The 13,827-nt window shown below is 72.0% G+C and carries 12 protein-coding genes; 5 read left to right on the top strand and 7 right to left on the bottom strand.

The window, feature by feature from the left end:
• Nucleotides 1-90: 90 nt before the first annotated feature.
• Nucleotides 91-573, bottom strand: a complete 483-nt coding sequence (locus P9K36_RS07000; protein WP_278306742.1) for an Hsp20 family protein — start codon at nt 571-573, stop codon at nt 91-93.
• Between the two features lie 205 nt (nt 574-778).
• On the opposite strand from P9K36_RS07000, the gene P9K36_RS06995 reads away from it, so the two are divergent.
• The gene (locus P9K36_RS06995) at nt 779-1,813 is read left to right on the top strand and encodes an alpha/beta hydrolase (protein WP_278306741.1); all 1,035 of its coding nucleotides are present in this window, start codon (nt 779-781) and stop codon (nt 1,811-1,813) included.
• A 4-nt stretch (nt 1,814-1,817) separates the two neighbouring features.
• Here P9K36_RS06995 and P9K36_RS06990 read toward each other — a convergent pair whose 3' ends face one another.
• Nucleotides 1,818-2,342 (bottom strand): histidine phosphatase family protein, encoded by a 525-nt coding sequence (locus tag P9K36_RS06990; RefSeq protein WP_278306740.1) that lies wholly within the window; start codon nt 2,340-2,342, stop codon nt 1,818-1,820.
• 206 nt (nt 2,343-2,548) lie between these two features.
• Between P9K36_RS06990 and P9K36_RS06985 the strand changes: the two genes are divergently transcribed.
• A complete protein-coding gene (locus P9K36_RS06985; protein WP_278306739.1) occupies nt 2,549-3,472 on the top strand; it encodes a class I fructose-bisphosphate aldolase in 924 nt (307 codons plus the stop codon).
• A gap of 25 nt (nt 3,473-3,497) precedes the next feature.
• Here the strand turns inward: P9K36_RS06985 and P9K36_RS06980 are convergent, their stop codons facing one another.
• The 4 genes from P9K36_RS06980 to P9K36_RS06965 all read right to left on the bottom strand — a co-directional run bounded on the left by P9K36_RS06980 (nt 3,498) and on the right by P9K36_RS06965 (nt 9,376).
• Entirely contained in the window at nt 3,498-4,433 is a 936-nt protein-coding gene (locus P9K36_RS06980; protein WP_278306738.1) for an NAD-dependent epimerase/dehydratase family protein, read from the bottom strand.
• The gene (locus tag P9K36_RS06975; protein ID WP_278306737.1) at nt 4,430-5,467 is read right to left on the bottom strand and encodes a glycosyl transferase; all 1,038 of its coding nucleotides are present in this window, start codon (nt 5,465-5,467) and stop codon (nt 4,430-4,432) included. The genes P9K36_RS06980 and P9K36_RS06975 overlap by 4 nt, the downstream gene beginning before the upstream one ends.
• Nucleotides 5,468-5,537: 70 nt before the next feature.
• Nucleotides 5,538-7,223 (bottom strand): methyl-accepting chemotaxis protein, encoded by a 1,686-nt coding sequence (locus tag P9K36_RS06970; protein WP_278306736.1) that lies wholly within the window; start codon nt 7,221-7,223, stop codon nt 5,538-5,540.
• Nucleotides 7,224-7,333: 110 nt separating this feature from the next.
• Nucleotides 7,334-9,376, bottom strand: coding sequence for a protein meaA (locus tag P9K36_RS06965; protein ID WP_043383488.1), 2,043 nt, complete (start codon nt 9,374-9,376; stop codon nt 7,334-7,336).
• A 613-nt stretch (nt 9,377-9,989) separates the two neighbouring features.
• Here P9K36_RS06965 and ccrA point away from each other — a divergent pair.
• Nucleotides 9,990-11,276 (top strand): crotonyl-CoA carboxylase/reductase, encoded by a 1,287-nt coding sequence (ccrA, locus tag P9K36_RS06960; protein WP_043347875.1) that lies wholly within the window; start codon nt 9,990-9,992, stop codon nt 11,274-11,276.
• 171 nt (nt 11,277-11,447) lie between these two features.
• Nucleotides 11,448-11,744 carry an alkylphosphonate utilization protein gene (locus P9K36_RS06955; RefSeq protein ID WP_043347877.1) on the top strand — a complete coding sequence of 99 codons (297 nt, stop codon included), beginning with the start codon at nt 11,448-11,450 and terminating at the stop codon, nt 11,742-11,744.
• Nucleotides 11,745-11,871: 127 nt separating this feature from the next.
• Here the strand turns inward: P9K36_RS06955 and P9K36_RS06950 are convergent, their stop codons facing one another.
• Nucleotides 11,872-12,048, bottom strand: coding sequence for a hypothetical protein (locus P9K36_RS06950; RefSeq protein ID WP_167380409.1), 177 nt, complete (start codon nt 12,046-12,048; stop codon nt 11,872-11,874).
• A gap of 257 nt (nt 12,049-12,305) precedes the next feature.
• Here P9K36_RS06950 and P9K36_RS06945 point away from each other — a divergent pair, with 257 nt between their 5' ends.
• Nucleotides 12,306-13,724 (top strand): serine protease, encoded by a 1,419-nt coding sequence (locus tag P9K36_RS06945; protein WP_278306735.1) that lies wholly within the window; start codon nt 12,306-12,308, stop codon nt 13,722-13,724.
• Nucleotides 13,725-13,827: the final 103 nt, after the last annotated feature.

Below are 13,827 nucleotides of genomic sequence, written 5' to 3'. Positions count from 1 at the left end.
GCACACGCCATTATGACAGCCCATGCAAGCAAGCGCCCCGGCCGGGGCCGGGGCGCTCCATCAACCTGACGGTTCCGCGCGGGCGCGGGATCAGGCGGCCTGCGGGACCGCGTCCTTGCGGACATCGCCCTCGATCACCGGGGCGCTCGGGCGCGACGCCGTGGCGATCTCGATGCGGCGGGGCTTCTTCGCCTCCGGAACCTCGCGGACGAGGTCGATGTGGAGGAGGCCGTTCTCGAGCGCCGCACCCGTCACCTGGACGTGGTCGGCGAGCTGGAACCGGCGCTCGAAGGCGCGGGCCGCGATGCCCTGGTGCAGGAACTCCGCCTTGCCCTCGGCCTTGCGCTCGCCCTTCAGCGTGAGGGCGTTCTCCCGCACCTCGATCGACAGGTCGGACTCGGTGAAGCCGGCGACCGCGACGGTGATGCGGTAGGCGTTCTCGCCGGTCCGCTCGATGTTATAGGGCGGATAGGTCGGGGCCGCCTCGGCGCTCGCGAACTGGTCGAGGGCGGAGAACAGGCGGTCGAAGCCGACGGTGGAACGGTACAGGGGAGCGAGATCGAACTGACGCATGACATATCCTCGTGTGAGCAACATGCAATTCCGGTCCGCCCGATGGGCCGGACCCGTCTTTCGTGCCGCCTGACGGCCGGCACAGACGAGATATCGGAGGGGGAAAATCGCCCTTCAAGACCCCGGGCGATGGCAGGAATCGCAATTTTTTCGCTACGGTCCGCGGGTGCAGCGGGCGGTGCACGGACGCGCTGAGGTGAGGCCAGTGAGACGCTTCGACGGTGGTACCGGGCGCGAGCCGCCGCTCCTGACCCTGCGCAACACGCCCGACAATCCGGTCCCGCCGGGCGGCACGCTGATCGCGGTCGGCACGCGCGACGATTGCACCCTGCGGGCGGCCTACTGGCAGACGACGGCGCGCACCTGCCGGGGGACGGTCTGCCTGCTCCAGGGCCGGGCCGAGTTCATCGAGAAGTATTACGAGACGATCCACGAGCTGCGGGCGCGGGGCTTCGCGGTCGTTGCCTTCGACTGGCGCGGCCAGGGCGAATCGGACCGGCGGGTGGACAATCCCCACAAGGGCCACGTCGCCCGGTTCGACGATTACCGCCTCGACCTGCGGGCCGTGGCCGAGACCGTCCTGGTGCCCCTGATGCCCGAGCCCCATGTCGGCCTCGCGCATTCCATGGGCGGATGCGTCGCTCTCCTGGGCGCCCTGGACGGCTGGCTGCCGTTCCGGCGGCTGGTGACCGTGGCCCCGATGCTGTCGATCCGGATGATCCGCTGGCCGGCCGGCGCCGCGCTGCTGTCGCAGGGCCTGCACCGTCTGGGCCTCGGGAGCCGGTACATCCCGCTCGGCAAGCCGGTCTCGATCGCCACCAACCCCTTCGCCGGCAACAGGCTGTCGCGGGATCCGGTCCGCTACGCCCGCAATGCCGCGGCGGCCCGGGAGGTCGGCGCCGGCGCGGTCGGCGATCCGACGATCGCGTGGCTCGCCGAGGCGTTCCGCGCGATGGCGCGCCTGCGCGACCCGCGGGCGGCGCCGCGGATCACGCTGCCGACCCTGATCGTCGCGGCGGGGGCCGACTCGGTTTGCGGTACGCCGGACACCGAGCGCTTCGCGGCCCGGCTGAAGGCCGGCCATATCCTGGTCCTGCCGGATTCCCGGCACGAGATCCTCACCGAGCGGGACGCGATCCGGCAGGATTTCTGGGCGGCCTTCGAGGCCTTCGTGCCGGGCTCGCCCCTGCCGAGCCACGCCGAGGTCGAGGCGCACGCCGTCGCGGTGCCGGTCGCCTGAGGCGTCAGCCGGCCAGATCCGGGTCGATGTCACGCGGGCGCACGAACCGCTCCAGGCGTCCCCGGCCCGGCGCGACCTCGGCCCAGCGGTCGCCCGCGAAATCGATCACCGCGTAGGCCGCGGTCGGGAATTCCAGGGCGAGGCGGTCCCGCGCCGCCCGCGGCCCCGCCCCCGCCAACCCCGCCGCGAGGTCGCCGAGTCCCGGATTGTGGCCGACGACGATCACCGTGCCGGCGGTGTCGGGCGCCTCCCGGATCACCGCGAGGATCCGCTGCGCGGGCGCCTCGTAGATCTCGGGCCGCCAGCGCGTCTCGGGATTGCCGAGCGTGGCCGCCATCGCCTCCCAGGTCTCGCGCGTCCGTGCAGCGGTCGAGACCAGGGCGAGATCCGGGCAGAGGCCTTCCCGCGCGAGGTGGGCGCCCACCGCCGGGGCCGCTCGCCGGCCGCGGGCATTGAGCGGGCGCTCGTGGTCCGCCACGCCCGGCGGACGGTCGGACTTCGCGTGCCGCAACAGGATCAGCCTGCGCATGAGCGAACCTCTGATGCGAATTTCTGGGCCGATCCCGGGGCTTTCAGCCACCGGATTCCGGGCGCCCATCTCCCCATCCGGTTAGCCGAAAGCGCCGCGTGCGGGAACCTCGGTTTTGCCCGCCCCGTTCCGAAGGCGGGCCGTCCGCGCACGGCATGGCATGGCACGGCATGCGGCGCGACGGTCTCCGACCAGGAGGCTGCCTGATGGACCGATCCCCACGCGTCACCGAGATCCTGTCGTGGTACGGGGCCGACAGCCCCGGGACGCTCGCCAACCTCGCCCGGATGCTGGAGCACGGAAAGCTCGGCGGCACCGGCAAGATGCTGATCCTGCCGGTGGACCAGGGTTTCGAGCACGGCCCCGCCCGCAGCTTCGGCCCGAATCCGCCAGCCTACGACCCGCTGTACCATTTCGAGTTGGCCCTGGCGGCGGGGTGCAACGCCTACGCGGCGCCGCTCGGCTTCCTGGAGGCGGGGGCGCGGGACTATGCCGGGCGCATCCCCTTGATCCTCAAGCTCAACGACCACGACCTCCTGGCCGACGAGGACGATCCCGAGCAGGCGATCACCGGCTCGGTGGCGGACGCCCTGCGGCTCGGCGCCTGCGCCGTCGGCTTCACGATCTATCCGGGCTCTGCCCACCGCAACGCCATGTACGGTCAGATTCGGGCGATCGCCGAAGAGGCCAAGAGCGTCGGGCTCGCCGTGGTGATCTGGTCCTACGCCCGCGGCTCGGCCCTGTCGAAGGCGGGCGAGACCGCCATCGACGTCATCGGCTACGCGGCGCAGATCGCCGCGCAGCTCGGCGCGCACATCATCAAGGTGAAGCTGCCCACCGCCCATATCGAGCAACCGGCGGCCAAGAAGGTCTACGAAGCCACCGGCATCCCGATCGGCACCGCGGCCGAGCGCGTCCGCCACGTGGTGCAATGCGCCTTCAACGGCCGGCGGATCGTGATCTTCTCCGGCGGTGCCCACACCGAGGAGGCCCCCTTCCTCGACGAGATCCGCGCCATCCAGGCGGGCGGCGGCTTCGGCTCGATCGTGGGCCGCAACGCCTTCCAGCGCTCGAAGGCGGACGCCCTGTCGCTGCTCGGCACGATCACCGACATCTACGCGGGCGTCTGAGCTTGGCCCGCGCCGTCAGCCGCCGTCAGCCGCCGACGCGGGCCAGCCGGGCGAGGCCGTCACGGGTCGGCCCGGCCGGCCGCCAGCCGAGGGCCGCGAGGCCGTCGGCGCGGGCGACGAGCCCCTCGGCGACGCGGGCGAACTGCGCGTCCCGGCCGGTCAGCCGGCAGGCCAGCTTGATGAGCCCGGCCGGCACCGGGACGAGGCCCGGGCCGCGGCCGAGGCCCTGGCGGAGGGACGCGATCATCTCGGGCAGGCTGAGCGGATCCGGGTCGGCGGCGATGAGGGCGCGGTTCAGCGGGCCGGGCGCCGCCAGCGCCGCGTCCACGGCGCCCGACAGGCTCTCCAGGGAGATCAGCGAGCGCCGCGCCGCGAGGCCGCCCAGCGGCAGCGGATAGGGGCTGCGCGCCAGCCGCAGCAGGGCGGCCATGTTGCCCTTCACGCCCGCCCCGTAGACGAGGACCGGGCGCAGGGCGACCCAGTCCAGCCCGGTCTCGGCGAGCGCCCGTTCGGCCTCCAGCTTGGAGCGGCCGTAGGCGTCGGTGGGCCGGGGCGGATCGCCCTCCCCGACCACGCCCGGTGCGCTCGCCCCGACCTGGGCGCGGATCGAGGACAGGAACACGAAGCGGCGCACCTTCGCGCGCGCCGCCGCCTCCGCGAGCTTGCGCGTCGCCTCGGTGTTGAGCGTCCGGTAATCGTCCTCCGGGGCGCCCGACGGCGTCGGGCCGAGGTTGGCGTGGGCGAGGCCCGCCGAGTGCACCACCGCGTCGACGCCGCTGAGGGCCGCCGCCATGTTGATCGGGCGCGTCAGGTCGCCGACCACCGCGCTCGCGGCGCCCTCCGGCACGCTCGTCGGCCGGCGCAGCAGCACGCGGACCCGGTAGCCGCGCGCGGTGAGGTCGGCGAGCAGATGGCGGCCGATGAAGCCGGTCGCCCCGGTGAGCGCGATGAGTCCGGTCACGGCTGAGCGGCACCTTCGGCTGGGGCCGGCGCCGGGGCGCGGGCGAAGCGGCGGAGCAGGGCGGCGACCAGGGCGAGCCCGGCTGCCAGGGCGGCGAGCGTGACCGGCCAGGACGGCCAAAGCAAGGTCGCGGCGGCGAGCGCCGCCAGGGCGAGATTGGCCGCAAACACACGGCCCACCACGCCGGGGATGCTGAGCCCGTTGACGGTGGCCCGCTGGTAATGGTGACCGCGATGGGCTTCCCAGACCCGCTCGCCCCGCGCCGCCCGGGCGCTGAGGGTCAGGCTGGCATCGGCGAGATAGACGAGCGGCAGCAGCAGGGCCGCGGCGAGGCCGCCCGCCAGGGCCAGCTGGCACAGCAGCCAGGCGGTGACGAGCCCGATCGGCAGCGAGCCGACATCCCCGAGGAAGAGCTTTGCGACCGGCCGGTTGAACGGCGCGAAGCCGAGCACCGCCCCCAGGAGGCTCGCCGCAACCAGCGTCGGCAGCGGCGGCAGGCGCCCGGCGAGGCCGAACAGCAGGAGCGCGCCCGCCACCGGGACGATCTCCGCCACCGTAATCCAGTCGAGCCCGTCCATGAAGTTCGTCAGGTTGACGAACCACAGGCCCGCCAGCAGCGCGAGGCCGCGCTCCAGCCAGAGCGGCAGACCGGGCAGCAAGCGCCCGTCCACGTGCCAGACCAGCAGGCCGACCACCAGAGCCTGCACGGCGAGCCGCAGCGCAGCCGGGAGCGGCCGAATGTCGTCCACCGCACCGAGGAGCGCCAGGGCAAGGGCGCAGCCGGAAAGCCAGATCCAGTCCGGACGACCTCCGATCTCCGGCGCCGCGATCAGCAGGCCCGAGATCGTGACGAACGCCGTGACCACGGCGATCCCGCCCCCCTGCGGGGTCGGCACGGTGTGGCTCGAGCGGGCATTCGGCCGGGCCAGGGCGTAGCGCTGCAGCAGCGGGCGCAGGCGCAGGATCAGGCCCGCCGAGAGGGCGGCGGCGAGGGGCACCGCCAGCAGAAGGATCGTGGGCAGGGCGGATGGCATCGCGGACGGCATTTCGGACGGCAATGGCGCCGTCCTACGCGATCTGCCGCCCGACCGTCAGGGGGGCGCCCTAGGCCGCCCGCACCGTGGCGAGGAAGCGCGCGACCTCGGCCCCCAGATGCTCAGACTGACGCGACATCTCGCTTGCGGCCCCGAGAACTTGGGCGGCGGCCGCACCGGTCTCTTCGGCGGAGTGGGCAAGGCTCGCGATCGTCCCGGTCACCGCGCCGGTGCCGACCGCGGCCTCGGCGACGTTGCGGACGATCTCCTGGGTGGCCGCACCCTGCTGCTCCACGGCTGCCGCGATGCTCGAGGCCACGTCGTCGATCTCGCGGATCCGTTGGCCGATCCCGTCGATCGCCGACGCGGCCTGCCCGGTGGAGGACTGGATCCGCCCGATCTGGCCGGTGATCTCCTCGGTGGCCCGGGCGGTCTGTTCGGCGAGCGCCTTCACCTCGGACGCCACCACCGCGAAGCCGCGTCCGGCGGTGCCGGCCCGGGCGGCCTCGATCGTGGCGTTGAGCGCCAGAAGGTTGGTCTGGGCGGCGATCCCGGAGATCAGCGCCACCACGTCGCCGACCTTCGCGGCCGCCGCGCTGAGATCGTGCACCAGCGCCACCGTGCTGGTCGACTCCGCGACGGCGACCCGCGCCAGTTCCGCCGAGCCGCTGACCTGACGGCCGATCTCCTGCACGGACGAGCCCAGTTCCTCGGCGGCCGCCGCGACGGTGTTGACGTTGGCGGCGGCCTCGCTGGCGGCGGCCGCGACGGTGCCGGACTGCCCGGCGGCATCCGACGCGCTACCGGTCAGCGACCGGGCGGTGGCCTCCAGCTCGGTGGCCGCCGCCGACACGCCGCCGACGATGCCGCCCACCGCCTGCTCGAAGGCGTCGGCCATGGCACGGGTCGCGGTCCGGCGCTGCGTCTCGGCATCCGCGCGGGCCAGCGCCGTCTCCGCCTCCAGGGCGCGCGAGCGGACGAGGTTGTCGCGGAACACCAGCACGGAGCCGGCCAGGGCTCCGATCTCGTCCCGCCGGCCCTGGCCCGGGATCCCCACTTCCGCGTCGCCCGCGGCGAGGCGCTGGGTCGCCGCCGCGATCGCCCGCAGCGGCCGGCTGACGCCGCGCAGCACCAGCACCATGGCGCCCAGCGCGACGAACAGCGCGAGCGCGGCGAGCACCAGCATGTTCCGGTTGGCGGCCGCGTAGGTCGCCTCGATCCGCGCGCCGCTCGCCTGCGAGCCGGCGGCGTTCAGGTCGACCAGCCGGTCCCATTCGGCCAGAACCCCATTGATGCCGGTCGACATCGTGGTGTTGTAGATCCGCTGGCCACCGGCGACGTCGCCGGAGGCAGCCTTGTCCAGGGCTTCCGTCTGCAACGCCCTGTAGGCGTCCAGCTGGCGCCGGAGGGCCGCGTAGGCGTCGCGCTCAGCCTGCGTGAGCGGCTGCGCCTCGTAGCGGGCGAACTGAGCGGCGAGCTGTCCGTCGCGCTTGGCGATCGTGGCCGCGACCTCGGTCCGCAACTCCGGCGTGTCGGCGGTGATCAACCGCCCGCCGTTGACCCGCTGCCGCATGATGATGACGCCGATCCGGCCGAGCGCGTCGGTCGCCGGCACGCGCACGTCGCGGAGTTCCGCCGCGGTGGCGTTGACGCTGCGCAGTTCCGTCAGGGAGAGGCCGCTCGTCGCGGCGATCAGGACAGCCAGTGCGGCGAGGCAGAATCCGAGCTTGGCCGCGATCGAGATGCCAGGGCGCATGTCGCTTCTTCCTCGGTCCCGAAAGGGGGACCGAGGACATCATGATGCGGAAACGGTTAAACTTGTTTGAGATATGGCAGCTATTGATTCAACTTTAATGCCGCCGCGTCTCAGTAGACTTGAGCCTCCGCGCGCGGCTGGTCCGATGGGCCGTCCCGGCGCTCCAGACCCTTCTCCACGACCTTTGCGAGCCCGACCATGATCTGGTCGATGGCGTAGTCCTTGGGCGTGTAGACGGCGCGGACGCCCATGTTCTTGAGAACCAGCTCATCCTCGGGCGAGATGATGCCGCCGACCACCACCGGGATGTGGTCGAGCCCTGCCTCGCGCATCTTGGCACGGACCTCCCGCACCAGCGGCACGTGGGAGCCCGACAGGATCGACAGGCCGACCACGTGGGCACCGGTCTCCTTGGCCTTCGCGACGATCTCGGCCGGCGTCTGGCGGATGCCGTCATAGGTGACGTCGAAGCCGACATCCCGGGCGCGGAGCGCGATCTGCTCGGCGCCGTTGGAGTGCCCGTCGAGGCCGGGCTTGCCGACGACGAGCTTGGGCGTCTCGCCGAGGCGCTCGCCGAGATCGGCGATCAGGAGCTTGGCGTCCTCGGCCGCGCCGCTGGAGACCGTCTCGAGGGTGACGCCGGTGGGCGCCCGGTACTCGCCGAAGACGTCCCGCAGGCGCGCGCCCCATTCGCCGGTGGTCACGCCGGCCTTCGCGGCCTCGATGGAGGGGGGCATGATGTTGGCGCCGGAGCGCGCCGCCTGCTCCAGGGCGTCGAGGGCCTGACCGACCGCGTTCGCGTCGCGGCGACCGCGCCATTCGCGGATGCGGGTCTGGGCCTCCATCTCCACGGTCTCGGAGACGGAGAAGATCGCCCCCTCCCCGGCGGTGAGCGGCGAGGGCTCGCCCTGCTGCCACTTGTTGACGCCGACCACGATCTGCTCGCCGGCCTCGATGGCCGAGATCCGCCGGGCGTTCGATTCGACCAGCGCGCGCTTGAGCGCCCCGGTTTCCACCGCGGCGACGGCGCCGCCGATGCCGCCGATCCGCTCCAGCTCGGCCCGGGTCTGCGCCTTCAGCGCCTCGACCTTGGCCTCGATCACGTGGCTGCCGTCGAAGATGTCGTCGTATTCCAGCAGGTCGGTCTCGAAGGCCAGGATCTGCTGCATCCGCATGGACCATTGCTGGTCCCAGGGGCGCGGCAGGCCGAGGGCCTCGTTCCAGGCCGGCAGCTGCACCGCGCGGGCGCGGGCGCGCTTGGAGAGCGTCACCGCCAGCATCTCGATGAGGATGCGGTGGACGTTGTTCTCCGGCTGCTGCTCGGTGAGCCCGAGGGAGTTCACCTGTACGCCGTAGCGGAAGATGCGCTTCTTCGGGTCGTCGATGCCGTAGCGCTCCTGGGCGATCTCGTCCCAGAGTTCCGAGAACGCCCGCATCTTGCAGATCTCGGTGACGAACCGGAGCCCTGCATTCACGAAGAACGAGATCCGTCCGAAGACGTCGGAGAAACTCGCAGCGTCGAATTCGGGATCGTCCCGCACGGTGTCGAGCACCGCGATGGCGATGGCCAGCGCGTAGGACAGCTCCTGGACCGGCGTCGCCCCCGCCTCCTGCAGGTGGTAGGAGCAGACGTTCATCGGGTTCCACTTCGGCACGTTCTTGGTCGTGAACAGGATCACGTCCTTGGTGAGCCGGAGGGACGGTGCGGGCGGGAACACGTAGGTCCCGCGCGACAGGTATTCCTTGATGATGTCGTTCTGGGTCGTGCCCTGGAGGGCGGCGAGCGGCGCCCCCTGCTCCTCGGCCACCGCGAGGTAGAGCGCCAGCAGCCACGGGGCCGTGGCGTTGATGGTCATCGAGGTGTTCATCTGGGCGAGCGGGATGTCCTGGAACAGGGTCCGCATGTCGCCGAGATGCGCGATCGAGACGCCGACCTTGCCGACCTCGCCGCGGGAGAGTTCGTGGTCGGGGTCGTAGCCGGTCTGGGTCGGCAGGTCGAAGGCCACCGACAGGCCGGTCTGGCCCTTGGCGAGGTTGCCCCGATAGAGCTTGTTGGACTCCGCCGCGGTCGAGTGCCCCGCATAGGTGCGGATGATCCAGGGCTTGTCGCGGCTCGACTTGTCGCTCTTGGTCTCGGCGACGCTCGCGCCCATTCCTCGCCTCCGTGTCATCTTTGTATCCGCGCTGGGCGCGGCCTTGCGGACACCGTAGCGAAGGCTTGGGCACGCGTCATCCGGGACGGAAGTGCAAGACGCCCCCCGCGGGCCTCCGCGGCCCATGAAAAAACTTGCCCGCCGGGACAGCGGGATTTGAAGGCGGCGACGCGGGATCTCCCCTCCGGGCCCGGTCCCATCCGGTCACGGAGGGCATCCCGCGCCGATCCCGATCAGCATCGTCGCTGCTGGTATAAAGTCTACCTGAACTGTTCTTCGCAGGAGCGGCCTTTGGTCTGGCGCGAGAGAACGCGTCAGAACAATGACTTAGAGCTGGCGAGGCTTGCGGGGTGCCCGGGAGCAGCACAGGCCCGCGGTGGCGCCGCCGCGCAAGGTCTCGGGACCGGCGCCGTCATGGCGAGGGGCGAATAATACTTGGTCTGCCGGAAAGCCGATTTTGAATACGTGGCTGCCCGCCCTGTGCCGACGCCTTTTTCGTGTCGGAAACCATCGGGTTTCGACTTTCGGCCCACTTGGACGCCTCCGGCATCACCGCTATAGCGCGATGGAGAACCGCGGCCGTGAGAAACACGCGGGACGAGAGGAGAGCGAGATGGCGGCGAGCGCTGCGATCAGTCCGACGGGCGGGGAGGTCAAGGACCTCTACGAGATGGGTGAAATCCCGCCGCTGGGTCATGTGCCGGCCAAGATGTATGCCTGGGCGATCCGGCGCGAGCGGCACGGGCCGCCGGAACAGTCCCACCAGCTCGAAGTGCTGCCGGTCTGGGAGATCGGCGACGACGAGGTGCTGGTCTACGTCATGGCCGCGGGCGTGAACTACAACGGCGTCTGGGCCGGCCTCGGCGAGCCGATCTCGCCCTTCGACGTGCACAAGGGCGAGTACCACATCGCCGGTTCGGACGCCTCCGGCATCGTCTGGAAGGTCGGCGCCAAGGTGAAGCGCTGGAAGGTCGGCGACGAGGTCATCGTCCACTGCAACCAGGACGACGGCGACGACGAGGAGTGCAACGGCGGCGACCCGATGTTCTCACCGACCCAGCGGATCTGGGGCTACGAGACCGGGGACGGCTCCTTCGCGCAGTTCTGCCGGGTGCAGTCGCGCCAGCTGATGCACCGGCCGAAGCACCTCACCTGGGAGGAGGCGGCCTGCTACACGCTCACGCTGGCCACCGCCTACCGCATGCTGTTCGGCCATGCGCCGCACACGGTCCGGCCGGGCCAGAACGTGCTGATCTGGGGCGCCTCGGGCGGCCTGGGCGTGTTCGGCGTGCAGCTCTGCGCGGCGTCGGGCGCCAACGCCATCGCGGTGATCTCGGACGAGTCGAAGCGCGACTACGTGATGAGCCTCGGCGCCAAGGGTGTCATCAACCGCAAGGACTTCGACTGCTGGGGGCAGCTGCCGAAGGTGAACAGCCCCGAGTTCCACGCCTGGACCAAGGAGGCGCGGAAGTTCGGCAAGGCGATCTGGGACATCACCGGCAAGCAGGATGTCGACATCGTGTTCGAGCATCCCGGCGAGGCGACCTTCCCGGTCTCGGCGCTGGTGGTGAAGCGCGGCGGCATGGTGGTGTTCTGCGCCGGCACGACCGGCTTCAACATCACCTTCGACGCCCGCTACGTCTGGATGCGGCAGAAGCGCATCCAGGGCTCGCACTTCGCCCACCTCAAGCAGGCTTCGGCGGCGAACCAGTTCGTGCTCGACCAGCGGATCGACCCGTGCATGAGCGAGGTCTTCCCCTGGGACAAGATCCCCCAGGCCCACACCAAGATGTGGAAGAACCAGCACCCGCCGGGCAACATGGCCTGCCTCGTCAACTCCCCGCGCGCCGGCTTGCGCACGGTCGAGGACGTGATCGAGGCCGGCCCGCTGAAGCGGTAAGGCACTCCGTCGGGCCGGCCCGCCGCTCTCGCGCGGGGCCGGCCCGATCGGCTAAGCTCGCGGCGTCCCGCGCCGATTCGGCGACCGGTTCGGTGTGCCGGGACGCGCGCGGATGACGGGCCCACGAGATCCTGACAGGACCCGGCCCCGATCCGAACCCGGGGTACGGCTGTGAACGACGACGAGGCCTACGTCTACGACGCGGCGACGGGCGAATGGCTCCCGCCCGGGTCCGCGGCCGCGCCCCCCGAGAAGGCGGCGGTCCGCGACGCGGCCGGCAACGCCCTCGCCGACGGCGATTCGGTCACGCTGATCAAGGATCTGAAGGTCAAGGGCGCGAACCAGACCCTCAAGCAGGGCACGGTCATCCGGTCGATCCGGCTCACGGACGATCCGCACGAGATCGATTGCCGCCACGACACCATCAAGGGCTTGGTCCTGCGCACCGAATTCGTGCGCAAGCGCTGAATGGACGGCCTTACCGGGTCGGTCGGCGGCTGCCGGTGCGGCCTGGATCCGGCGTCTGAACCGGACGCCCCGCTATCGCCCGCCCGGACGAATCGCGGCGACGCCGCATTCCTGGGCCGGCCTCCGGCTACCGGCGGCGCGTCTCATCCTGCGGCAGGTGGCGCCCATAGACTTCCTGTTTCTCCGCGCGCTCCTGGATCAGGTCGGCATAGGCCTGCCGCATCTCCGGAGAGACGCTGATGCTCTTGCCCTTGGCGGCCTTGCGCTTGGGCGCCTTCTTGAAGGTGGTGTTCGTGTCGCTCATGCCGGGCTCCGCGTCGAACCGTGACGGCATCGCATGGCCGGACGACCGATCCGGGAATCCGGCCGCCGCCCAGGACCGGACATCTGCCCTTTAGCGCATCGTCGCCCCGGACGCACGGTGGCCGGAGACGGATTGGTCTGGCCTGCCGCTGCGGCCTCTGCCAGGATCGCGACGACGGGGGTCGGGGGGCGGCGATGGATTCGGGTGATGCGTCGCGGTGTCGGCTCCCGGGCGCCTCGCGCGGCCGCTCCCGGCGCGTGACACCGCTCGCGATCCTGATCGCCCTCGGCCTTGGGCCGGTTCAGGCTCAGGACCGGCCGGTCCCGGCCCGCACCGCGCCGAGGCCGGCGCCGGTTGCCGGGGCTCCGGCCGATCCCGCCTTCGAGGCGACGAAGGCGACCTTCGAGGCCCTGCCGGAGGCCGACCGCAAGGCGGTCCAGGACGCCCTGGTCTGGACCGGCGACTTCAACGCCGTGGTGTCGGGAGCCTTCGGGCGCCGGACCTTCGAGGCGCTCAACGCCTACGGCGCCCGGACCGGGGGAGGCGATCCCCTCGATCCCCACGGCCGGTCCGCGCTGCTGGCCGCCGGTGCCGCCGCGCGGAACGCGGCGCGCTTCCGCGTCGCGGTCGATTCCGGGAGCGGTGCCCTGTTGGGGGTGCCGGAGCGCCTGCTGGCGAAGCGCACCGCCCTCCCCGCCGGAACCCGCTGGCAGAGCCAGGACGGGCGCGTGACCCTGGAATCCCGCACCTTCCCGCCCGGGACCGAGACCCTGGATTCCCTCTTCGAGAAGGCCACCGCGCCGCTCCCCGGCCGCAAGGTGACCTACAAGCTGCGGCGGCCGGACACCGTGGTGGTCACCGCCGAGACCGGGCCGGGATTGTCCTATATCCGCTATGCGTCCGGTCCGGAGGGAGTCCGCGGCTTCCTGTTCGGCTATGACCGCACCCTCGCACCGGAGGTCGGCCGGCTCGTCATCGCCGTGGCGAATGCCTTCGTGCCGTTTCCGGACCCCGCCGCAGCGCCGGCCGCGCAGATGCCGGCAAGCCCCGGGACGCCAGCGGGGACCACCCGCGCCGCCGGCAATCCGGTGCCCCAGCCGCAGGCCCCCGCGCCCCTGAGGCCGGCGAGCCTGTCGTCCGCTCCGGCTTCGGGCGCCGGCCTCGTGGTGGCGCCAGGACGCGTGCTGACCGCCGCTGCCGTGCTGGATGGGTGCGCCCAGCCCCAGATCGGGTCGGCGCCGGCGCGTGTGCTCGCCACCGATCCGGCCGGCCTCGCGCTTCTCGAGGTACAAGGCGCCCCCGCCCCATTCCGGCCCGCAATCCGGACCGAGTCCGTCGCCGGCGAGGACAACCTGATCGCCCTCGCGCCGAGTCCCGATGGGATCCTGGCCGCTCCCGGCGAGGCGCGCGGGGACGATGTGATCGCGGCGCTCCAGCCCGGCTCCGGCGGCGCGCCGGTGCTCGACCGCGCGGGCAGGCTCGTCGGCCTCGTGGCCCGCTATCCCTCGGCCCCGCGCCGCGTTGCCGGGGTGGTCCCGCCCGCGCGCCTGCCGCTGGTGCCGGCGCGGGCGGTGGCGGCCTTCCTGGCCGCGCAAGGTCTTCCCGCGGCTGCACCGCGGCCGGAGAGCGGACCGGCCGCGGCCGCGCCGGCGGTGGTGGCGATCACCTGCCGCTAGCCGGCGCGCTGCCGGGACGGCCGCCGTGCCGGCTGACGGACCTGCGCCCGCCCGATGGCCTGAGCGGACGGAGCGTCGGCAGGCCGGCGCGCGTCCGTCCAGG

The organism is Methylobacterium sp. 391_Methyba4, assembly GCF_029691625.1.
GTDB classification, from domain to species: Bacteria; Pseudomonadota; Alphaproteobacteria; order Rhizobiales; family Beijerinckiaceae; genus Methylobacterium; species Methylobacterium fujisawaense.
Note: the sequence above shows the minus strand (reverse complement) of the source record. Positions and strands in the feature narration are given on the sequence as shown.

Bases quoted from the DNA above. Each gene is read 5' to 3' on its own strand.
- P9K36_RS06965 (WP_043383488.1), bottom strand. From the start codon at position 9,376: ATGGGCGCGAGCGTCGCCGAGACCAAGAGCGACAAGTCGAGCCGCGAC.
- ccrA (WP_043347875.1), top strand. From the start codon at position 9,990: ATGGCGGCGAGCGCTGCGATCAGTCCGACGGGCGGGGAGGTCAAGGAC.
- P9K36_RS06985 (WP_278306739.1), top strand. From the start codon at position 2,549: ATGGACCGATCCCCACGCGTCACCGAGATCCTGTCGTGGTACGGGGCC.
- P9K36_RS06990 (WP_278306740.1), bottom strand. From the start codon at position 2,342: ATGCGCAGGCTGATCCTGTTGCGGCACGCGAAGTCCGACCGTCCGCCG.
- P9K36_RS07000 (WP_278306742.1), bottom strand. From the start codon at position 573: ATGCGTCAGTTCGATCTCGCTCCCCTGTACCGTTCCACCGTCGGCTTC.
- P9K36_RS06950 (WP_167380409.1), bottom strand. From the start codon at position 12,048: ATGAGCGACACGAACACCACCTTCAAGAAGGCGCCCAAGCGCAAGGCC.
- P9K36_RS06975 (WP_278306737.1), bottom strand. From the start codon at position 5,467: ATGCCATCCGCCCTGCCCACGATCCTTCTGCTGGCGGTGCCCCTCGCC.
- P9K36_RS06970 (WP_278306736.1), bottom strand. From the start codon at position 7,223: ATGCGCCCTGGCATCTCGATCGCGGCCAAGCTCGGATTCTGCCTCGCC.